At 72.9% G+C, this 20,304-nt stretch carries 20 protein-coding genes; all 20 read right to left on the reverse strand.

Annotated elements, in window-relative coordinates; genetic code table 11:
* Positions 1–8: 8 nt before the first annotated feature.
* Complete coding sequence (locus tag TR50_RS17260; protein ID WP_042421734.1) at positions 9–1,016, reverse strand: proline racemase family protein; 1,008 nt, start codon at positions 1,014–1,016, stop codon at positions 9–11.
* A gap of 226 nt (positions 1,017–1,242) precedes the next feature.
* A complete protein-coding gene (locus TR50_RS17265) occupies positions 1,243–2,145 on the reverse strand; it encodes a dihydrodipicolinate synthase family protein (RefSeq protein ID WP_042421736.1) in 903 nt (300 codons plus the stop codon).
* Positions 2,142–3,617, reverse strand: a complete 1,476-nt coding sequence (locus TR50_RS17270) for an NAD(P)/FAD-dependent oxidoreductase (RefSeq protein WP_042421738.1) — start codon at positions 3,615–3,617, stop codon at positions 2,142–2,144. Before TR50_RS17270 ends, TR50_RS17265 begins: the two co-directional genes overlap by 4 nt.
* Positions 3,601–3,912 carry a (2Fe-2S)-binding protein gene (locus TR50_RS17275; RefSeq protein WP_042421740.1) on the reverse strand — a complete coding sequence of 104 codons (312 nt, stop codon included), beginning with the start codon at positions 3,910–3,912 and terminating at the stop codon, positions 3,601–3,603. Before TR50_RS17275 ends, TR50_RS17270 begins: the two co-directional genes overlap by 17 nt.
* Positions 3,909–5,060, reverse strand: a complete 1,152-nt coding sequence (locus tag TR50_RS17280) for an NAD(P)/FAD-dependent oxidoreductase (RefSeq protein ID WP_269084801.1) — start codon at positions 5,058–5,060, stop codon at positions 3,909–3,911. The genes TR50_RS17275 and TR50_RS17280 overlap by 4 nt, the downstream gene beginning before the upstream one ends.
* 74 nt (positions 5,061–5,134) lie before the next feature.
* A complete protein-coding gene (locus tag TR50_RS17285; protein ID WP_042421741.1) occupies positions 5,135–6,175 on the reverse strand; it encodes a glutathione S-transferase family protein in 1,041 nt (346 codons plus the stop codon).
* A gap of 92 nt (positions 6,176–6,267) precedes the next feature.
* Positions 6,268–7,128, reverse strand: a complete 861-nt coding sequence (locus TR50_RS17290) for a DUF8829 domain-containing protein (RefSeq protein ID WP_042421743.1) — start codon at positions 7,126–7,128, stop codon at positions 6,268–6,270.
* A 234-nt stretch (positions 7,129–7,362) separates the two neighbouring features.
* Positions 7,363–7,803, reverse strand: a complete 441-nt coding sequence (gene nusB, locus TR50_RS17295; protein WP_042421745.1) for a transcription antitermination factor NusB — start codon at positions 7,801–7,803, stop codon at positions 7,363–7,365.
* Positions 7,804–7,805: 2 nt separating this feature from the next.
* Positions 7,806–8,372, reverse strand: coding sequence for an elongation factor P (gene efp / locus TR50_RS17300; RefSeq protein ID WP_042421747.1), 567 nt, complete (start codon positions 8,370–8,372; stop codon positions 7,806–7,808).
* 97 nt (positions 8,373–8,469) lie between these two features.
* On the reverse strand, positions 8,470–9,555 hold the full coding sequence (locus TR50_RS17305; protein ID WP_042421750.1) for a M24 family metallopeptidase: 1,086 nt from the start codon (positions 9,553–9,555) through the stop codon (positions 8,470–8,472).
* A gap of 202 nt (positions 9,556–9,757) precedes the next feature.
* A complete protein-coding gene (locus TR50_RS17310) occupies positions 9,758–10,456 on the reverse strand; it encodes an AAA family ATPase (RefSeq protein WP_042421752.1) in 699 nt (232 codons plus the stop codon).
* A gap of 47 nt (positions 10,457–10,503) precedes the next feature.
* The gene (gene aroQ / locus TR50_RS17315; RefSeq protein ID WP_042421759.1) at positions 10,504–10,935 is read right to left on the reverse strand and encodes a type II 3-dehydroquinate dehydratase; all 432 of its coding nucleotides are present in this window, start codon (positions 10,933–10,935) and stop codon (positions 10,504–10,506) included.
* Positions 10,935–12,026 (reverse strand): 3-dehydroquinate synthase, encoded by a 1,092-nt coding sequence (aroB, locus tag TR50_RS17320; protein WP_042421761.1) that lies wholly within the window; start codon positions 12,024–12,026, stop codon positions 10,935–10,937. Before aroB ends, aroQ begins: the two co-directional genes overlap by 1 nt.
* On the reverse strand, positions 12,023–12,538 hold the full coding sequence (locus TR50_RS17325) for a shikimate kinase (protein ID WP_042421763.1): 516 nt from the start codon (positions 12,536–12,538) through the stop codon (positions 12,023–12,025). Before TR50_RS17325 ends, aroB begins: the two co-directional genes overlap by 4 nt.
* Positions 12,538–13,722 (reverse strand): chorismate synthase, encoded by a 1,185-nt coding sequence (aroC, locus tag TR50_RS17330; RefSeq protein WP_152648447.1) that lies wholly within the window; start codon positions 13,720–13,722, stop codon positions 12,538–12,540. The genes TR50_RS17325 and aroC overlap by 1 nt, the downstream gene beginning before the upstream one ends.
* 306 nt (positions 13,723–14,028) lie before the next feature.
* The gene (locus tag TR50_RS17335) at positions 14,029–14,853 is read right to left on the reverse strand and encodes a shikimate dehydrogenase (RefSeq protein WP_236654455.1); all 825 of its coding nucleotides are present in this window, start codon (positions 14,851–14,853) and stop codon (positions 14,029–14,031) included.
* Complete coding sequence (mltG, locus tag TR50_RS42595) at positions 14,850–16,532, reverse strand: endolytic transglycosylase MltG (protein ID WP_052441054.1); 1,683 nt, start codon at positions 16,530–16,532, stop codon at positions 14,850–14,852. Before mltG ends, TR50_RS17335 begins: the two co-directional genes overlap by 4 nt.
* 212 nt (positions 16,533–16,744) lie before the next feature.
* A complete protein-coding gene (gene ruvX / locus TR50_RS17345) occupies positions 16,745–17,212 on the reverse strand; it encodes a Holliday junction resolvase RuvX (RefSeq protein ID WP_042421767.1) in 468 nt (155 codons plus the stop codon).
* A gap of 20 nt (positions 17,213–17,232) precedes the next feature.
* Positions 17,233–19,905, reverse strand: a complete 2,673-nt coding sequence (gene alaS / locus TR50_RS17350; RefSeq protein ID WP_042421769.1) for an alanine--tRNA ligase — start codon at positions 19,903–19,905, stop codon at positions 17,233–17,235.
* Positions 19,905–20,303 (reverse strand): DUF6167 family protein, encoded by a 399-nt coding sequence (locus tag TR50_RS42600; protein ID WP_052441055.1) that lies wholly within the window; start codon positions 20,301–20,303, stop codon positions 19,905–19,907. The genes alaS and TR50_RS42600 overlap by 1 nt, the downstream gene beginning before the upstream one ends.
* Position 20,304: the final 1 nt, after the last annotated feature.

A 20,304-nucleotide genomic window follows, 5' to 3' on the forward strand; every position in this document is an offset into this window, starting at 1 on the left:
CCGGACGGTCAGAGCAGGAACCCCCTGGGGAACGGGTCGGTCGGGTCGAGGAAGTACTGCGCGGTCCCGGTGATCCAGGCCCGACCGGTGACGGTCGGCACGACGGCCGGTCGTCCCGCGATCGTGGTCTCCTCGACCAGCCGCCCGACGAACCGCGTGCCGATGTAGGACTCGTTGACGAACTCCGCGCCCAGCGCCAGCTCTCCGCGCGCGTGCAGCTGGGCCATCCGCGCGGAGGTGCCCGTCCCGCAGGGCGAGCGGTCGAACCAGCCCGGGTGGATCGCCATGGCGTGCCGCGAGCGCACGGCGGTCGACCCGGGCGCGGCGAAGTACACGTGGTGCACGCCGTGGATGCGCGGGTCCTCGGGATGGACGGGCTCGTCGGCCGCGTTGATCGCCGCCATGGTCGCCAGGCCGGCCTTCAGGAGCTGCTCCTTGGTGGCCGGCTCGCGGTCGAACGGCAGCCCGTAGTCGTCGAGTTGGACGATCGCGTAGAAGTTGCCGCCGAAGGCGAGGTCGTACCGGATCTCCCCGAACCCGGGCACGTGCGCCTTCGCGTCGAGCCGCGCGCAGAACGACGGCACGTTGGTGAAGGTGACGGCCGTCGCCGAACCGTCCTCGACGGCGACGTCCACGGTGACGAGCCCGGCCGGGGTGTCCAGCCGCACGGTCGTCACCGGTTCGACGACCGGCACCATCCCGGTCTCCACGAGCACGGTCGCGACCCCGATCGTCCCGTGCCCGCACATCGGCAGGAGCCCGGACACCTCGATGAACAGCACCCCGTAGTCCGCGTCGGGTCTGGTGGGCGGTTGCAGGATCGCCCCGCTCATCGCGGCGTGGCCGCGGGGTTCGTACATCAGCAGCGTGCGCAGGTCGTCCAGGTGCGCCTGGAAGTAGGTCCGCCGCTCGGCCATCGTCGCACCGGGGACGACGCCGACGCCGCCGGTGATGACGCGGGTCGGCATGCCCTCGGTGTGGGAGTCGACGGCGTGGTAGATGTGACGCGTTTTCATCAGCTGTGTCCTCTTCGGTCCGTTGCCACTCCCCAGGGGCGCGGGGCTCTGCCGCCAGGCGGCTCCTCCCCCAGCCTTCGGCCGGGAGGTGCCCCCAGCGTGGGCGCGACCAGCCACCCGTACCGGGAGAGCACCGAACGCGCCGGGCCGCCCCCCGCGCAGGGTGGTTGCTCGCGCCCACGCGGCCGGAGCCGCCTGTCGGCCGAGCCCCGCGCCCCTGATGTTCCTACCGGAGTCCCTCGGCCAGAGCGTTCTCGGTGGCCAGCGTCACGGCCTTCAGGGCTTCGCCCTGGAGCGGGCCGCGAGGCGCCCTGCAGGGGCCGCCCTTGCGGCCGGCCAGGTCCATGGAGAGCTTGATGGCCTGGACGAACTCCGTCCGTGAATCCCAGCGCAGCAGCGAGTGCAACTGGCGGTAGCGCGGGACCGCCACCTCCACCTCGCCCGCCACCGCAGCGTGGTACAGCTCGGCGCAGGCGGCGGGAAGGGCGTTGGGGTAGCCGGCGACCCAGCCGACCGCGCCGGCCAGGGCCAGCTCCAGCAGCACGTCGTCCGCGCCGATCAGCAGGTCCAGGCCCGGCGCGAGCTCGGCGATCTCGTAGGCCCGGCGGACGTCGCCGCTGAACTCCTTGACGGCGACGATGTGTCCGGCCGCGTACAGCTCCCCGAGCAGCGCGGGGAGCAGGTCGACGCGGGTGTCGTGCGGGTTGTTGTAGGCGACGACGGGCAGTCCGGCCTTCGCGACCTCCGCGTAGTGCGCGAGCACGGCGTCCCGGTCCGCGCGGTAGGCGTTCGGCGGGAGCTGGAGCACGGAGCCGCAGCCGGCCTCCGCCGCCTGCTCCGCCCATCTGCGGGACTCCGCGGAGCCGTACGCCGCCGTTCCGGCCATGACGCGGCTGCCGTCGCCGGCCGCCTCGACGGCCACCCGCGCGACCTCGGCGCGCTCGGCGTCGGTGAGGGTCTGGTACTCGCCGAGCGAGCCGTTGGGGACCACGCCGTCGCAGCCGTTGGCGAGGAGCCAGGCGACATGCTCGGCGTAGGCGTCGTAGTCGACGGAGCCGTCGTCGTGGAACGGCAGCGCGGTGGCGACCATGATGCCGCGCCAGGGGGCCTGGCGCTCGGGGGTGCTCATCGGGGGGCTCCTTCGGAGGATGGTGCGGTGGTGTCGCACTCGGCCAGCAGGCCGAGCGGCACAGGGGTGGACAGGGGGCGGGTCGGCGCGCCGTCGTCCTGCCCGGCGACAGCGACGTCGGGCCCAGGGACGTCGGGCCCGTCGGCGCTTGGCGCGCCGCAGAGCCGGGCGACGGCCGGGCCGCACATGCGGGCCTGGCACCAGCCCATGCCCGCGCGGGTGAGGAGTTTGACGGTCCGCTGGTCGGCCGCGCCCAGCTCGGCGACGGCGGACCGGACCTCTCGCACCGTCACCTCCTCGCAGCGGCAGACCTCGGTGGCGTCGTCGAGCCACCCCGTCCACCCGCTGCCGGGGGCGTGTCGCGCGGCCATGAGGTCGGCGAAGGCCCGCAGCCGCGCACGTCGCCGCAGCAGCGGGCGCGGCGCGGCGGTCTGCCCGGCGACGGCCCGGCCGGCCAGCTCGCCCTCCGCGACGGCGAGCTGGACGCCGCCGATGCCGGTGCTCTCGCCGGCCGCCCAGACGCCGGGCACGGTGGTGCGCTGCGCGGCGTCGACCACCAGCGCGGCGCTGCCGTCCGGCAGACGCCGTGTGCGGCAGCCGAGTTCGAGCGGCAGCTCCAGTTGCGGCACGAGCCCGTGTCCCACCGCGACGGCGTCGCAGGCGACGCGCCACTCGGTGCCGGGCACGGGACGCCACGCGGCGTCGAGCCTGGCCAGGGTGACCGCCTCGACGCGGTCCGAGCCGTGCGCGGCCACGACGGCGGTGCGCGGACGCAGGCGGACGCCGTGCCGCAGCAGGACCGCGCCGTGCTGGGCGCCCTCGACCAGCTTGCCGGGGTTGGCGGCGAGGACCCGGGCGCCGGCGGCGTACCCGAGGTAGTCGGCGGCCTCCGCCACCAGCGGGACTCTCGCCCCGGCCGCGGCCAGGGAGGACGCGACCGCCAGCAGCAGCGGTCCGCTGCCCGCGACCACGACCCGACGGCCGGGCAGCACGAGCCCCGCCTTGAGCATGGCCTGCGCGCCGCCCGCACCGACGACGCCGGGCAGGGTCCATCCGGGGAACGGCAGCTGCCGCTCGTGCGCGCCGGTGGCGAACAGCACCTGACGCGCCGTCACCGACCGGGCCTGTCGCTGGTCGGGCCCGGTCAGCGCACGCACGGTGAAGGCGCCCGACTCGCCCGTCACGGACCAGACATGGTGGTCGCCCAGCGACGTGACGCGCTCCGCGGCGGCGTCGACCCGCCCGAGCAGGCGCTGGAAGGCGGGCCAGTGGTGGTGCAGCGCCTGCGGGCGGGCGGCGCGCAGTTCGGCGGCGGGCTGCCGGTAGAACTGGCCGCCGGGCCGTGGCGCGCTGTCGAGCAGGACGACGCGCAGGCCGTGTTCGGCGGCGGTCGCGGCGGCCGCGAGCCCGGCCGGTCCGGCCCCGACCACGGCGAGGTCGTACCCTCCCGCCGGCTCAGCGGAGTTCGTCATGGCCGTCCCCTTGCTGCGTGCGGACCAGCGCGCCCGGCCGTGCGGGAGCCAGGCAGGCGCGGACGTTGGGGACGCCGTCGAGTTCGACCAGGCAGTCGTAGCAGGCGCCCATCCCGCAGAACGCGCCGCGCGGGCGGTCGCCGACGCGGGTGCGGCGCCAGGCGAGGCGTCCTGACTGCCAGAGCGCGGCGGCCACGCTCTGGCCGGGCAGCGCGGCGACCGGCTCGCCGTCGAAGCTGAACTCGATCGGGGGCTCGGGCCTGGCCCGGACCAGGTCGAGCGGACTCCTTCTCACGACTCCTCCTTCTCGAAGCGTCCGGGGCCGAAGGCGGCCGGGTCCATGAACGGCTTCTCGCCGTCGAGGAGTTGGGCGATGAGCCGGGCCGTCGCCGGGGCCAGGCCGATGCCCGCGCCCTCGTGGCCGCAGGCGTGGAGGAGCCAGGGCCGGTCCGGATCGGGCCCGATCGCGGGCAAGTGGTCGGGCAGATACGGGCGGAAGCCCCGGTAGGCGCGCAGCACCCGCACGTCGCGCAGCACCGGGAACAGCTCCGCGGCCTGCGCCGCGAGCCGCGCCAGCACCGGCGCGGACAGGCTGCGGTCGAACCCGACCCGCTCCCGGCTGGCCCCGATCAGCACCGGCCCGGCGGCCGTCCCCTCGACCACGGCGGAGCTCTGCAGGTCGGCGGAGCCGCTGGCGACGTCGGCGACGTAGTCGGCCGCGTAGACCTTGTGCCGCACCAGCGGCGGCAGCGGTTCGGTCACCAGCACGAAGCCGCGCCGGGGCAGGACGGGCAGGGTCGCTCCGGCGAGTGCGGCGACCTCGCCGCCCCATGTCCCGGCGGCGTTGACCACCGCCCCGCAGTGGAGCGTCCCGTGCGCGTCGGTCTCCACCCGGCCCTTCGCCAGCCCGGTCACGGCGGTCGCGGTGAGCAGGTCCACCCGGCCGGTGGCACGGGCCCGTCGCAGCAGCGCCGCCGCTGCGAGGGCGGGTTGGACCTGGGCGTCCTGCGGGTAGTGCACGCCCCCCGCCAGGCCGGGGGCCAGGTGCGGCTCCCACTCCCGCAGGCCGTCGGCGGGAACGTCCACCGCCGTGACCCCGGCCGCGCGCTGGAGCTCGGCCGACGCGCGCAGCTCGGCGAAGGCCCGCTGATCCCGGGCCACCACGAGCCCGCCCTTGGGCTCGTACTCCAGCGCCCGCGCGCCGAGTTCCCCGGCCAGCTCGCCCCAGAGCCGCAGGCTCTCGACCGCGAGCTCCAACTCGGGCCCCGGGGCCTTGTCCGAGACGAGCAGGTTCCCCTCACCCGCGCCGGTCGTCCCGCCGACGACCGGTCCGCGGTCGACGACCGCGACCCGCATGCCGCGCGTGGCCAGCGCGTCCGCGCAGGCCGCGCCGATCATTCCGGCGCCGATGACGACCACGTCGTAGTGAGGAACCCCTGTCACGAGTCAGTAATATGTCACACAGCATCGGGGCGGACAATCCCCCGCGCCGATCATTCCGGCGGTTGCTCCGGCGGTCACTCCGCGGGCACGGCCACGGGGACGCACGGGTGCATGCGCAGCGACCTGCGGACGGCGGGAGGGGTGCCCGCCGGCCCGAACGGGCTGCCGCCGAGGGCCTCGCGGCCGTGCGGGGTGAACAGCAGCGCCGGATCCGGGCCGTGGGCCACGATCCGGCTGGGGTTGATCATGTCGTGGACCTGGTAGTAGTGGCGGCGGATGTGGTCGAAGTCGACCGTGTCGCCGAAGCCGGGCGTCTGGAACAGGTCGCGGGTGTAGCCCCAGAGCGCCGGGTACTCCGAGATCTTGCGGATGTTGCACTTGAAGTGACCGTGGTAGACCGCGTCGAAGCGGACGAGCGTGGGCCACAGCCGGACGTCGGCCTCGGTCAGCTGGTCGCCGACCAGGTAGCGGCGCGTGCTCAGTCGCTCCTCCAACGCGTCCAGCCGGTGGAAGAGGGCCGTCACCGCCCGGTCGTAGAACTCCTGGGCCCGCGCGAACCCGGCGCGGTACACCGCGTTGTTGACGTCGCGGTAGATCTCATCGGCCAGCGCGTCGATCTCCTCGCGCAGGGGCTCGGGGTAGAGGTCGGGCGCGCCGGGCCGGTGCAGCGCCCGCCACTGGGAGCCGAGATCGAGGGTCAGGTTGGCGAAGTCGTTGCTGACCACCGCGCCGGTCGCGGTGTCCACCAGCGCGGGGACGCTGACGCCGCCGGTGTAGTCCGGCTCGGCCGCCAGATACGCCTCCCGCAGCGCGTGGATGCCGAGCACCGGGTCCAGCCCGTCCGGACAGCCCGTCTCCTCGGTGAACACCCACTGGTACTCCCCGTCGACCCGCTCCTGCACCGGGTCGGTCACCGCCAGCGTGATCGCCTCCTCCAGCCCCAGCAGCCGGCGGGTGATGAGCACCCGGTGCGCCCACGGACAGGCCAGGCTGACCACCAGTCGGTACCGGCCCGCCTCGACCGGCAGGCCGCCACGGCCGTCGGCGGTGATCCGGATCCGGAAGTGCTGCGGGGCGCGGACGAGGTCGCGGGGTTGGCTCTGGTCGACGTTCATGCGTCTCGCTCTCCTCTGCCAGGCGGGCCGCGCCCGGTGGCCGCGAGCGCAGTACGGACCTGACACGGTGCCGCCCACCGCTCGAGTCCCGGTCAGGACCGGCGGAAGGACTCGCCGTCGAAGGTCCACTCCCAGCCCACCTCGCCGCGTCCCGGGCAGGTGCCGGACAGGGTCAGCACCCCCGGCAGCTGCAGCGCGTGCCCGACGCACAGGACCTCGCACAGCAGGTCCAGGTCCTCGTCGTCGATCCGCATCACGCCGCCCTCCTCCAACAGCAGGTCGGCCCAGGCGAAGACGGGCATCTCGGGCTCGAAGATGCTGCAGACCGCGGTGAACGAGCCGACGCCGGCGCGGAGCAGGAAGCCGCGCAGCGCCTCCGCGCCGCGGGCGTAGGCGATCCGGAGCAGCGGCTCAGGGAATTGACCGGTGAGCGCCGCCTCGGCGGTCTCGGCGAGCATGCCGTCGAGGCGGCGGCGGACCAGGCCGCGCTCGTGGGCGCGGTCGAGGCGCAGCAGGAACTCCGCCAGCGGCTCGCCCTCCCAGCGGACCCACTCGTCCTCGGCCACCGGGTCGGCGGTGTAGACGAGATGGCTGTCGCCGTCGGTCGGGGAGAGACCCTCCTGCGTGCAGTAGTCGTCGAAGTCCACCGGCGAGAAGGCGCGCCCCCGGACCTCGACGCCGTCCCGGCCGAGACCCTCCAGCAGCGACTCGACGTCGCGCAGGTAGTCGGCGTAGGCGGAGTAGGTGGTGCAGCCTTCTGCGATCAGGCGCTCGAAGTCGGCCCGGTTGGTCACGACGCCGACCATGGTGGGCTTGCGCCCAGCGGAGGCGGCGGGCGCCGTGGCGGCCAGGGACGAGGCGGTGCAGCGGCGGCGGTCGCGCGGAGTGATGACGCGGGCGGCGGCATGGCAGACGGCGGGACGGGGGCTGCGCGGACGAACGTGCTTGGTCATGGAAGCCTCCGAGGTTGGACGGGCGGGGTGTGCGCCGAGTGGGGCGTCACGCTCCTCGTCCTCCCCCGTCATATGCCTCCCATGCGCACCATGTGTCACAGCCTCGTCACCATCAGTGACCCCGAATGGAGCAATGCCACCGCCCCCGCGGAGAGACCGGGGCAGCGGCGGAGACGACGAAGGCGCCCCGCGCTCCCGTTCGGGAGCGGCAGGGCGCCTTTCGACAGGCGGCTCTCAGTCGCGCGCGGCGCGCAGCGACGGCTTGAGCTCCATGAGCCGGGCCAGCAGCCCGTTGACGAAGGAGGGGGACTCGTCGGTGGAGAAGTCCTTGGCCATCTCCACGAACTCGTCCAGGACCACCGGGTCCGGGACCTCGTCCACCCAGATCAGCTCGTAGGCGCCGAGCCGCAGCACGTTGCGGTCCACGATCGGCATCCGGTCGAGCGTCCAGCCCACCGCGTAGGTGGAGATCAGGTCGTCGATCCGGGCGGCGTGGCGGCCGTAGCCCTCGACCAGGTCCTGGGTGTACTCCGGGACCTGCGGCACGCCCTCCTCCCCGCTGCGGGCGCGCGCCACCCACTCGGCAAGGACCAGCGTGGGCTTCACGCCCCGGTGATCGGCCTCGAAGATGATCTGGAAGGCCTTGGTACGGGCCTTGTTCCGCGCGGTCGCCACGGTTAGGAGTTCACCCGGCCGAGGTAGTCGCCGGTGCGGGTGTCGACCTTGATCTTCTCGCCCTGGTTGATGAAGAGCGGGACGCCGACCTCGGCGCCGGTCTCCAGGCGCGCGGGCTTGGTGCCGCCGGTGGAGCGGTCGCCCTGCAGGCCCGGCTCGGTGAACTCGACGACCAGCTCGACGGCGGCCGGGAGCTCGATGTAGAGCGGCGCGCCCTCGTAGACGGCCACGAGCGCGTCGAAGCCCTCGAGCAGGAACTTGGAGGCGTCGCCGACGACCTCCGGGGAGACGTGCGTCTGCTCGTAGGTGTCCATGTCCATGAACACGAACTGCTCGCCGTCCTTGTAGGAGAACTGCATCGTGCGCTTGTCGACGTTGGCCGTCTCGACCTTCACGCCGGCGTTGAAGGTCTTGTCGACGACCTTGCCGGACAGCACGTGCTTGAGCTTGGTGCGCACGAAGGCCGGGCCCTTGCCAGGCTTCACGTGCTGGAACTCGACGACGGACCACAGCTGGTCGTTGTCGAGCTTGAGCACCATGCCGTTCTTGAGGTCGTTGGTGGAAGCCACAGTCGCCCTAACTTCTGGATTCAACTAGCTGCTTGTGTCGCTAGTAACTTGTCAAGGAACCAAGTCGCGTGTCCTGCGGCCCCGGGCGGACCCGGAATCACAGGGCGAGGAGCTCCTTGGTCGTGATGGTGAGCAGCTCGGGCCCCCCGTCCTCGGAAGGACGGACGACGAGCGTGTCCTCGATCCGGACCCCGCCGCGCCCCGGGAGCGCTACCCCCAGACCGACAGTGACCGGCACACGGTTCTCAAGCTTACCGAATTCGCCAGGCCACGGTTCCAAGGCCCCAGGGCGCGGCTCCTCGTCGACATCCAGGCCGACGCCGTGCCCCACCCCCTCGTCCAGCTCGGGCGGGTACCCGCGCGCCTCCAGCTCCCGGCCCGCCGCCCGCGCGCAGTCGTCCAGCGAGGCGCCGACGCCCAGGGCCTCGCGGGCGGCGCGCTGCGCCGCGAAGACGATCGAGTGGAGCTCCACCTGCCACTCCTGCGGCGCGAGCCCGACCACGAACGTGCGCGTCGCGCAGGACCGGTAGCCCCGGTAGCAGGCGCCGAGGGAGACGGTGAGGAAGTCCCCCTCCTCCACCCTGCGGTCCCCCGGCAGGTGCCGGGCCCGCCCCGAGTGGTCCCCCGCGCCGACGCGGACCGGGAACGCCGGTCCGTCCGCGCCGTGGTCGACCATCCGCCGCTCCAGCTCCATCGCGAGGTGCCGCTCGCTGCGGCCCACCAGGATCGACTCCAGCAGCTCGCCCAGCGCTTGGTCCGCGATCTCCGCGGCGATCCGCAGGCAGCCGAGCTCCTGCTCGTCCTTGACGACCCTGAGCTGCTCCACCGAATGGTGCAGGTCCCGCAGTCGGCAGCGCGCAGCCTCCGAGACGGCCCGGTGCCGGGCGACGGTCAGGTCGTGCTCCTCCACCCCCAGCAGCTCCGCGGTCGCGGCGTGCGCCGCGGCGACGGCGGGATCCTGCCCGGGGACCAGGACCAGCTCCTCCAGTCCCTCCTCCCGCTCCCGCGCCGCGTGCGACACGCAGATCAGCGCGCGGTCGCGCTCCAGCAGGAGCGCTTCCGCGTCGGGCACGCCGGTCAGCCAGCGCACGTTCGCGGGCGCGCTCACCAGCGCGGCGTCGACGCCTGCACCACTGCAACGCTCACGCAGCCGCTCACGCCGCTCGGAGAACACCTCACCCATGCTCCGAGGCTAGGCGCGGCCGCGCGTTACCGCCTGTCGGGACCCATCCGGCACATCGGTCACTCGCACCATCCCCAGGGGCGTGAGGCTGAACTGATGCACAGCTCTTCTCGCGCCCACGCCGGGGGCGCCTCCCGGCCGTAGGCTGCGGGAGGAGCCGCACACCAGCAGAGCCCCGCGCCCCTGGGGTGGTGCGACTGACTCAACGTCGCTGCAATGCCTGCGCCAGGACGGAGTCGAGGGCGGCCGCCGTCGAGGGGATGTCCAGGCGGGAGTTGTCGATGATGGGGAGGCCGGAGCCGTACCAGCCGGACATGCGGCCGTGGATCGCGGCCACCTGTTCGTCCGGCAGCCTGCGGTTGCCGCTGCGCTGAGCGTTGCGGGCCAGGACCACGTCGAGGCCCGGCAGCAGGACGACGGGGGTCAACTGCGGGCCCACGTGCCGCTTCCAGCCGCCCAGCCCCACGGCCGGGAAATCCGGGAAGACGGCGTCGTCGATGATGCAGGAGATGCCGTTGACGAGGTAGTTGCGCGCCGCGAACCCACAGGTCCTGCGGGCCAGGCGGTACTGGCCCTCGGACTGGTCGTTCCAGCCGGCCTGGGGGCTGGCGAAGCCCGCGCGGACCCATTCGCGCACGTCGTCGAGACTGACGTGCGCGGTGGGGGTCGGCCGCCGGTCGGCCCAGTAGCGGGCGACGGAGGTCTTGCCCGCGCCCGCGGGGCCGATGAGGAGGACCGCGAGCGGACCCGGCGCCCCGGGCGGCCCCGCAGGCGAGGGCAGCACGAACTGACCCGTCGCCGCCGACTCCGGCAGCGCCCGCAGCGACAGCGTGGCGCGCGGCGGCCCCGCCGCCGGAGGCGGCAGGCTGCCGCCGTAGTAGCCGCTCTGGCCCTCTGACATCCGGTCACCTCCCGGAGGACGACGATACCGTCCCCCAGCAGGAACGATCACTGCTCGGCGAGGGCCCGCAGCGCCAACTCGTACGATCCGATGCCGAACCCGGCGATCGTGCCGCTCGCCACCGCCGAGATCACCGAGGTGTGGCGGAACTCCTCGCGCGCGTGCGGATTGGAGATGTGCACCTCGATCAGCGGCGCGGTCCGCTGCGACGCGGCGTCCCGCATGCCGTAGGAGTAGTGGGTGAACGCACCGGGGTTGATCACGACGGGGAGCCTGCCGTCGGCCGCCTCGTGCAGCCAGCGGATCATCTCGCCCTCGTCGTTGGTCTCCCGGACGTCGACCTCGAAGCCCAGCTCCGCGCCGAGCTTGGTGCAGCGCTCGACCAGGCCGGCGTACGACGTCGAGCCGTAGACGTCCGGCTCGCGGGAGCCGAGACGGCCCAGGTTCGGACCGTTCAGCACCAGGACCTTCCGCGGCATCAGCCCGCCACCTCGGCGTACGCGGCGACCAGCAGGGACGGGTCCGGGGCCTCCAGGATCGCGGGCTTGGCGAGGCCGTCCAGGACGATGAAGCGCAGCCGGTCCGCGCGGGACTTCTTGTCGAGCTTCATCGCCTCCAGCAGCTTCGGCCAGGCGTCCGCCTTGTAGGTGAGCGGCAGGCCCACCGAGGCCAGCACGGCCCGGTGCCGCTCGGCCGTCGCGTCGTCCAACCGGCCCGCCAGGCGCCCCAGTTCGGCGGCGAAGACCATGCCGACGCTGACGGCCGCGCCGTGCCGCCACTTGTAGCGCTCGTTGCGCTCGATGGCGTGGGCCAGCGTGTGGCCGTAGTTGAGGATCTCGCGCAGGCCGGACTCGCGCAGGTCGTTGGAGACGACCTCCGCCTTGACCTTGATGGAGCGCTCGATCAGCTCGGCGGTGTGCGGGCCGTCGGGGGTACGGGCGCCCTCCGGGTCGGCCTCGACGAGGTCGAGGATGACCGGGTCGGCGATGAAGCCGGTCTTGATGACCTCGGCCAGGCCGCTGACGTAGTCGTGGCGCGGCACGGTCTGCAGCGTGCCCAGGTCGGCGAGCACGCCGACCGGCGGGTGGAACGCGCCGACGAGGTTCTTGCCCTCGGCGATGTTGATGCCGGTCTTGCCGCCGACGGCCGCGTCGACCATGCCCAGCAGGGTCGTCGGGACGGAGACCCAGCGCACGCCGCGCAGCCAGGTCGCGGCGACGAAACCGGCCAGGTCGGTGGTCGCGCCGCCGCCGACGCCGACGATCACGTCGGTGCGGGTGAAGCCCGTCTGGCCCAGCACGGACCAGCAATAGGCGGCGACCTCGGCCGACTTGGCCTCCTCGGCGTTCGGCACCTGGAGCGCGATGGCCTCGTAGCCCTGCGCGGCCAGGTCGTCGCGGATCGCCTCGCCGGTCGCGGCCAGCGCCTCGGGGTGGATCACCGCGACGCGCTGCGCGGCGGTGCCGATCAACCCGGGCAGCTCGCCCAGCAGCTGATGCCCGATCAGCACGTCGTAGGGCTCGGCCCCGCCGCTCGCGCCGACCCGGATGCGCTTGACGTCTTCACTCACGACTTGCTCAGCTCCAGTGCGTCCAGGACCGCGTCGGCCACCTGATCCGGCGTCAACCCGGCCGTTTCGACCACGGCTTGGGCCACCCGCGCGTACACCGGGCGGCGCTGCTCCATCAGTTCGCGCCAGCGGGCGCGCGGATTGCCCACCAGCAGCGGGCGCGGCGCGTCCAGCCCGACGCGCTTGACCGCGTCGTGCAGGGCCACGTCGAGGAAGACCACCGGCAGCCCGTGCAGCAGTTCCTCGGTCTCCGCGCGCATCACCGCGCCGCCGCCGAGCGCCAGCACGCCCGGGTGCTCGGCGACCGCCGTGCGGACGGCCGCCGCCTCCAGCGCGCGGAAGTGCGGCTCGCCCTCGTCGACGAAGATGTCGGCGATGGGCTTTCCGGCCACCGCGACGATGTCGGCGTCGGTGTCGCGGAAGCCGACGCCCAGCCGCTCGGCCAGCAGCTCCCCGACCGAGCTCTTCCCGGCCCCGGGCGGGCCGACCAGGATGACGACGGGGTGGGCCACTACTTCACGACCAGGTGGTCGAGGTACCCCTGGACGTTGCGGCGGGTCTCGCTGACGTTGTCGCCGCCGAACTTCTCCGCGACCGCGTCCGCGAGGACCAGCGCGACCATCGCCTCCGCGACGATGCCGGCCGCCGGGACCGCGCAGACGTCGGAACGCTGGTGGTGCGCCTTGGCCGCCTCGCCCGTGCGGGTGTCGATCGTGGCCAGCGCGCGCGGCACCGTCGCGATCGGCTTCATCGCGGCGCGCACCCGCAGCAGCTCGCCGGTGGACAGACCGCCCTCGGTGCCGCCCGAGCGGCCGGAGAGGCGACGCACGCCCTCGGGGGTGTTCACGATCTCGTCGTGGGCCTTCGAGCCCGGGATCCGGGCCAGCTCGAAGCCGTCGCCGACCTCGACGCCCTTGATCGCCTGAATGCCCATCAGCGCGGCGGCGAGCCGCGCGTCCAGCCGGCGGTCCCAGTGCACGTGCGAGCCGAGGCCGACCGGGACGCCGTAGGCCAGCACCTCGACGACGCCGCCGAGCGTGTCGCCGTCCTTGTGGGCCTGGTCGATCTCGGCGACCATCGCCTTCGACGCGTCCGCGTCCAGGCAGCGCACCGGGTCCTCGTCCAACCGCGCCTCGTCGGCGGGGACCGGGATCACCCTGGCCGGGGCCTTGGCGGCACCGAGCTCGACGACGTGCGAGACGATCTCGATGCCCGTCGTCTCCTTCAGGTACGAGCGGGCCACCGTGCCGAGCGCGACGCGCGCTGCGGTCTCACGCGCGGAGGCGCGCTCCAGGATCGGCCGGGCCTCGTCGAGGGAGTACTTCTGCATGCCGGCCAGGTCGGCGTGCCCGGGGCGCGGCCGCGTCAGCGCCTCGTTGCGGGCGAGGCCCGCGAGGATCTCCGGGTCGACCGGGTCGGCCGACATGACCTGGTCCCACTTGGGCCACTCGGTGTTGCCCACCATGACCGCGACCGGCGAACCGAGGGTCAGCCCGTGCCGGACGCCGCCAAGGAACGTCACGACGTCCTGCTCGAACTTCATCCGCGCGCCACGACCGTAACCCAGCCGACGCCTCGCCAGGGCCTCGGACACCATCTCGGTGGTCACGGGCACCCCGGCCGGAAGCCCCTCCAGCGTCGCGACGAGTGCCGGGCCGTGCGACTCCCCGGCCGTCAGCCAGCGCAGCGTTCCCAAGGGTGTGCTCCTATCCCGAAAGTGCGGATCCCTTACCGGCGATCCTCCCACGTCGCAGGGGCAAGGGCAGAATCCGTCCAGCAAGTGAGCCCTTCAGGGGCGCGGGGGATTCTGCAGGCGAGGAGCCATGCACGATCCAGGGGCGCGGGGAACTGCGCGACAAGCCACCCCAGGAGCTGAGTCACCGAACGCGCAGGGTCATCCGCACGCCGGTGGTTGCTCACGCCCACGCTGGGGGCACCTCCCGGCCGAAGGCTGGGGGAGGAGTGGCATATCGGCAGAGCCTCGCGCCCCTGGATCGTGCAACTACAGGGCCGCCTGCCCCGCCGCGCGCATCGCGGCGACCACGTCCGCGTCGTCCAGACCGGTGAAGGCGCGGAACTGCAGCACCGCCTGGTGCACCAGGAGGTCGAGCCCGCCCAGGACGACGCCGTCACGCCGCTGCCACGCCGCCGCCAGCGGCGTCGGCCACGGGTGGTAGAGGACGTCGAACAGCGCGCCCGGTTCGTCCGGCACCGCGTCGGCGAGATGGTCCGTCGCGCCCACGGGCGTGGTCGAGATCACCAGCTCCGCGTCGAAGGCCATCGACGCGCGGTCCCACTCCTCCGGGACGACGTCCACACCGAGCCGCTCGCCGAGCGCCCGCATCTGCGCCGCGCGCTCGGGCCCGCGCACGAAGGCGAGCACGGGGCCGTCGCAGACCTGCCCGAGCGCGGCCAGCGCGGAGGAGGCCGTCGCCCCCGCTCCGAGGACCGCCGCGCTGCGGACCTTCTCCACACCGCGCTCGCGCAACGCCGCGACGAGGCCGGGCACGTCGGTGTTGTCGCCGGTGCGGCGGCCGTCCGGGTGGAAGACGACGGTGTTGACCGCGTCCACGGCCAGCGCGCCCGCCGAGACCTCGTCCAGCAGCGGGATCACCGCGCGCTTCAGCGGCATGGTGAGCGAGAGACCGGCCCAGCCCTCGCCCTCCACGTCGAGGCCGGAGAGGAACCCCGGCAGCCCGGCCTCGTCCACCTCGAAGCGGCCGTACTGCCACTCCCCTTCCAGGCCGAGCGCCGCGTACGCGGCGTTGTGCAGCGCCGGCGAGAGCGAGTGCGCGATCGGCGATCCGAGGACCGCAGCCCGCCTCACTGGCACTGTCCCGAGGTGCGGTTGACGTTCTGGCCGTGCTTGGCGCAGTAGGCCTGGACGTCGTTGAGGAACTCGCTCCAGGTGGCGTCGAAACGGGTGTCGTTGGCGTCGACCGCCACGAAGTAGGCCCAGTTGCCCGGCGTGGGGTTCAGCACCGCCTGGATCGCGGCCTGGCCCGGGTTGTCGATGGGCGTCGGAGGCAGACCCTTGACGACGTAGGTGTTGTAGCCGCCCGCGGAGCTGGCCTTCTGCGCGTTGGTGAAGGTCTTGCTGTTCAGGTAGTACTGGAGCGGGGTGTCCAGTTCCAGCCGTCCCCAGGTGACGTTGGTGTTGAGGCGGTTGTACAGGACGCGCGCGATCTTGCCGAAGTCGGCGACGTTGTTGCCCTCCGCCTGGAGGATGCTCGCCTCCTTCAGCACGTCGTAGGCGTTGTTGAGGTTGGCGCCCTTGCCGGCCGTGGCGAGGTTGAGCGACTGGATCTCGCTGTTGGCCTGGGTCACCATCTGCTTGAGCAGGTCGACCGGCTTCATGCCCTTGGAGATCGAGTAGCGCGCCGGCCACAGGAAGCCCTCGGGGTTGCCGTTCGCCTCGGACGGCAGCCCGAGCTGGGAGACGTCGTCCTTGGCGGCCTTGGCCGTGGTGCCCGGGGCCACCTTGAGCGCCTGGTCGACCTTGGTGTAGATCGACTTGGCCGTCATGCCCTCCGGGATGATGACCACCTCGCCGCCCGCCTGCGCCTCCAGCTCCTTCAGTGCGGAGGCCGCCGACATCTTCAGCTTCAGGGTGTAGAAGCCGGGCTGGATGGTGGAGGCGTTCTTGACGTCCCCGTTGTAGGCGTCGACGAACGCCTGCGCGGTCTCCACGACACCGGCGGTCTTCAGCGTGTTGGCGATGGTCCAGCCGGTCGCGCCGTCCGGGATCTGTACCTGTACTTCGGTGGTGCCATCGCCGGTGAAGTCCGCGGGCGCGCCGTAGTGGCTCTCGTAGTACGTGTAGCCGAAGTACCCGCCGCCGCCGATCAGGCCCAGCAGCAGCACCGTGACGCCGAGGCAGGCGACGCCGCTGCGCTTGCGCTCCTTGCGGCCCTTGGCGAAGTCCTTGCGCCGCCCGGTGCGGCTTTCGTCCTCGTCGGAGAGGAACGGGACGTACTCCTCCTCGCCGTCCTCGCGCTCCTCGACGTAGACGTCGTCGTCGGAGTAGCCGTCGGCGCCGTGCACGTCCCCGACGGGCGCCTCGCCGCGCGCCTCGGCCTCGAGCTTCGCGGCCTCCGCGACCCAGTCGATCCCGTCCGGCCCCGGGCCGGACGGAGGGGGGTTCTGCGGACGCGGGCGCTGCGGCGGCTGCGGCGGCTGCGGGACGGGCGGCTGCTGGCCGTACGGCGCCTGCTGCTGACCCGGGTACGGCTGCTGCGGCTGACCGTAGGGCGCCTGGGGCTGCCGGCCCGGCTGCCCGTACGGCGCCTGGGGCTGACCGGGGTACACCGGCTGCTGCCCGGTGCCGTAGGGGTCCTGCGGGTATCCGGGGTACTGCGGCTGGCCGTAGGGGTACGGCTGCTGGGGCTGCTGCGGTTGCTGCGGTCCGTAAGGGTGAGGACCCTGCGGCGGGTATCCGCCCTGCGCTCCGTACGAGCCGGCCTGGCCCCACGGTTCGGAGCCGTAGCCCCGGCCCTGGTCGGTCATGCGTCCCCTCGGATTCGGCGGATATCGGCAGGTGGGTTCGCTGCTGTGATTCGAACCGGCGTGCCCATGGGCCCGCGTGGACGGAACGTTACCCGACCGACGCCGAACCGGCTCCGATGGGCACGTCCGCAGCACGCGAGCTTCACGACACGTCGCTCACAGTGACGAAGGGGGCCCACCGGACGGTGGACCCCCTTGAATTCGGCGTCAGCCTACAGCCCCTCGGCGGCCGGTTGGACGGTTTCGCCCGGAGGACGTCCGCTCGTCTTCTCCGTCTCCAGCGCGCTCTGCAGGATGACCACGGCCGCGGCCTGGTCGATCCGGGAGCGACCCTGCTTGGACTTCACCCCGGCGGCGCGCATGCCGGCCGTCGCGGTGACCGTCGTCATCCGCTCGTCGACCAGCCGCACCGGCACCGGGTACACCCGGCCGGCCAGCTGGGCCGCGTAGTCGCGGACCTTGGCCGCCGCCGGGCCCTCGCGCCCGCTGAGCGAGCGCGGGAGCCCGACGACGACCTCGATCGCCTCGTACTCCTCGACGATGGCGGTGAGCCGTCCGAGCGACTTCTTACCCGCCGGGACCGTCTCCACCGGGGTGGCCAGCAGCCCGTCGGGGTCGCAGCTCGCGACCCCGATCCGGGCGTCGCCGACGTCCACGGCGATCCGGCGTCCTCGACGCATGGAACTCAACGCCTCGCGCCTCAGGCCTTCTCGACGACCAGCGCGCGCACGGCCTCGACGGCCTGCGGCACGGCGGTCGCGTCCTGGCCGCCGCCCTGGGCGACGTCGTCCTTGCCGCCACCGCCGCCGCCGAGCGTCTTGGCCGCGGTGCGGACCAGCTCGCCGGCCTTGATGCCGCGCTCGCGGGCGCCCTCGTTGGTGGCGATGACGGTCAGCGGACGGCCGTTCGCCACGGTGAACAGCGCGACGACGGCGGCACGGCCGCCCTGGCCGACGCGGTTGCGCACGTCCAGGACCAGCTTGCGCAGGTCGTCGGCGCCGGTGCCGTCCGGCACCTGGCCGGTGACCAGCGCGGTGCCCCGCACGTCCTCGGCGCCCTCGGCAAGCCCGGCGGCAGCCTGGAGCACCTTCTCGGCGCGGAAGCGCTCGATCTCCTTCTCGGCGTCCTTGAGCTTGGCGAGCATGCCGGAGATCTTCTCCGGCAGTTCCTCCGGGCGGCCCTTGACCAGCTCGGTCAGCTGGGCGACCACGGTGTGCTCGCGGGCGAGGAAGTTGTAGGCGTCGACGCCGACCAGCGCCTCGACGCGGCGCACGCCGGAGCCGATGGAGGACTCGCCGAGCAGCTTCACCAGACCCAGCTGGGCGGTGTTGGCGACGTGGGTGCCGCCGCAGAGCTCCTTGGAGAAGTCACCGATGGTGACGACGCGGACCTTCTCGCCGTACTTCTCGCCGAACTCGGCGATGGCGCCCTGCTTCTTGGCCTCGTCGATGCCCATGATCTCGGCGGTGACGTCCAGCTCGCGGGCCAGCACCTCGTTGATCTTCTGCTCGACGTCGGTCAGCACCGTGCCGGGGACGGCGGTCGGCGAGCCGAAGTCGAAGCGGAAGCGGCCCGGGGAGTTCTCCGAACCGGCCTGGGCGGCCGTCGGGCCGAGCGCGTCGCGCAGCGCCTGGTGGGTCAGGTGGGTGGCGCTGTGGGCGCGGGCGATGGCCCGGCGGCGGCGCACGTCGATCTCGGCGTGCACGGCGGCGCCCACGGTGACCTCGCCGACCTGCACGACGCCCTTGTGCACGACGACGCCGGGGACCGGCTTCTGCACGTCGTGGACGGTGATGACGGCGCCGGTGTCGGTCTTGATCCGGCCGTGGTCGGCGAGCTGGCCGCCGCCCTCGGCGTAGAAGGGGGTGCGGTCGAGGACGACCTCGACGTCGTCGCCCTCGGAGGCGGCCGGGGCCGGCACCCCGTCGACGAGCAGGCCGACGACGGACGCCTCGTTGGCGTTGAGCGTGTAGCCGGTGAACTCCGACTCGCCCGAGGTGTCGGCGATGGAGCGGTAGGCCTGGACGTCGGCGTGGCCGGTCTTCTTGGCCTTCGCGTCGGCCTTGGCGCGGTCCCGCTGCTCCTTCATCAGGCGGCGGAAGCCGTCCTCGTCGACGGAGACGCCCTGCTCGGCGGCGATCTCCAGGGTGAGGTCGATCGGGAAGCCGTAGGTGTCGTGCAGCTGGAAGGCGTTCTGGCCGGACAGCACCGTTCCGCCCCCGGAGCGGGTCTCGGTGATGGCGGTGTCGAGGATGTTGGTGCCCGCGCGCAGCGTCTTGAGGAAGGTGGCCTCCTCGGCGAGCGCGACGGTCTCGATGCGCTTGCGGTCGGTGATCAGCTCCGGGTACTGCTGGCCCATGGTGGTGATCACGACGTCGAGCAGCTGCTCGACGACCGGGCCGGTGGCGCCCAGGATGCGCATGTTGCGGATGGCGCGGCGCATGATGCGGCGCAGCACGTAGCCGCGGCCCTCGTTGCCGGGTGTGACGCCGTCGCCGATGAGCATGGCGGAGGTGCGCATGTGGTCGGCGACCACGCGCAGCGAGACGTCGGAGTTGTGGGCGGCCCCGTAGTGGACGCCGGTCAGCTCGGTGGCCTTGTCGATGACGACGCGCAGGGTGTCCGTCTCGTACATGTTGCGGACGTCCTGGAGGATCATCGCCAGGCGCTCCATGCCGAGGCCCGTGTCGATGTTCTTGGCCGGGAGGTCGCCCAGGATCGGGAAGTCCTCCTTGCCGTCGCCCGCGCCGCGCTCGTACTGCATGAAGACCAGGTTCCAGATCTCCACGTAGCGCTCGTCGTTGACGGCCGGGCCGCCCTCGACGCCGAACTCGGGGCCGCGGTCGTAGTTGATCTCCGAGCACGGGCCGCAGGGGCCGGGGACGCCCATGGACCAGAAGTTGTCCTTCTTGCCCAGGCGCTGGATGCGCTCGGCGGGGACGCCGATCACGTCACGCCAGATCTGCTCGGCCTCGTCGTCGTCGAGGTAGACGGTGACCCACAGGCGCTCCGGGTCCAGGCCGTAGCCGCCGTCGGCGACGGAGGAGGTCAGCAGCTCCCACGCGTACTTGATGGCCCCTTCCTTGAAGTAGTCGCCGAAGGAGAAGTTGCCGCACATCTGGAAGAAGGTGCCGTGCCGGGTGGTCTTGCCGACCTCCTCGATGTCCGGCGTGCGCACGCACTTCTGCACGCTGGTAGCGCGCGGGAAGGGCGGCTTGACCTCACCCAGGAAGTAGGGCTTGAAGGGCACCATGCCGGCCGGGACCAGCAGCAGCGTGGGGTCGTCGGCGATGAGCGACGCCGAGGGGACGACGGTGTGGCCGCGCTCCTCGAAGAAGCGCAGCCAGCGGCGGCGGATCTCAGCCGACTCCATTACAGGTCCTCATTCCGATCGGGCTTGACAGGGGTGTTCTGCAGAGCGAGTGGCGCCCGTTCGTCGTCGACGGGCACGGGGGTGGTGCGCGCGCCGCCTGGCGGCAGCGCGGAGCGGACGGCGGCGGCGCGCAGCACGCGGGCGTCCTCGGAGTAGCCGGGCGTCGCCAGCACGCTGCCGTCCAGGCCGAGTTGACGGTTCAGCTCGAGCTCGCGCTGGAGCATGCCGGCCCGTACCTCGTCCCTGAAGTTCCGCGCGGCGCGGCCGACTTCGAGCGACCCGAGGGCCGCGCCCTCGGCCAGGCTGCCCGGGGTGAGCGAACGCGCCACGCGGTTCGCCTTGTTGATGGTCCAGACGGTGGCGCCTGCGCCCACCGCCATCCAGAAGATCCTGCGCATC

The sequence above is a fragment of the Streptacidiphilus anmyonensis genome (assembly GCF_000787855.1).
Taxonomy (GTDB): Bacteria; Actinomycetota; Actinomycetes; order Streptomycetales; family Streptomycetaceae; genus Streptacidiphilus; species Streptacidiphilus anmyonensis.

Coding starts and splice junctions, on each gene's coding strand:
- TR50_RS17260 (WP_042421734.1), bottom strand. CDS start 1,016: ATGAAAACGCGTCACATCTACCACGCCGTCGACTCCCACACCGAGGGC.
- TR50_RS17265 (WP_042421736.1), bottom strand. CDS start 2,145: ATGAGCACCCCCGAGCGCCAGGCCCCCTGGCGCGGCATCATGGTCGCC.
- TR50_RS17270 (WP_042421738.1), bottom strand. CDS start 3,617: ATGACGAACTCCGCTGAGCCGGCGGGAGGGTACGACCTCGCCGTGGTC.
- TR50_RS17285 (WP_042421741.1), bottom strand. CDS start 6,175: ATGAACGTCGACCAGAGCCAACCCCGCGACCTCGTCCGCGCCCCGCAG.
- TR50_RS17290 (WP_042421743.1), bottom strand. CDS start 7,128: ATGACCAAGCACGTTCGTCCGCGCAGCCCCCGTCCCGCCGTCTGCCAT.
- TR50_RS17305 (WP_042421750.1), bottom strand. CDS start 9,555: ATGGGTGAGGTGTTCTCCGAGCGGCGTGAGCGGCTGCGTGAGCGTTGC.
- TR50_RS17310 (WP_042421752.1), bottom strand. CDS start 10,456: ATGTCAGAGGGCCAGAGCGGCTACTACGGCGGCAGCCTGCCGCCTCCG.
- aroQ (WP_042421759.1), bottom strand. CDS start 10,935: ATGCCGCGGAAGGTCCTGGTGCTGAACGGTCCGAACCTGGGCCGTCTC.
- mltG (WP_052441054.1), bottom strand. CDS start 16,532: ATGACCGACCAGGGCCGGGGCTACGGCTCCGAACCGTGGGGCCAGGCC.
- ruvX (WP_042421767.1), bottom strand. CDS start 17,212: ATGCGTCGAGGACGCCGGATCGCCGTGGACGTCGGCGACGCCCGGATC.
- alaS (WP_042421769.1), bottom strand. CDS start 19,905: ATGGAGTCGGCTGAGATCCGCCGCCGCTGGCTGCGCTTCTTCGAGGAG.
- TR50_RS42600 (WP_052441055.1), bottom strand. CDS start 20,303: ATGCGCAGGATCTTCTGGATGGCGGTGGGCGCAGGCGCCACCGTCTGG.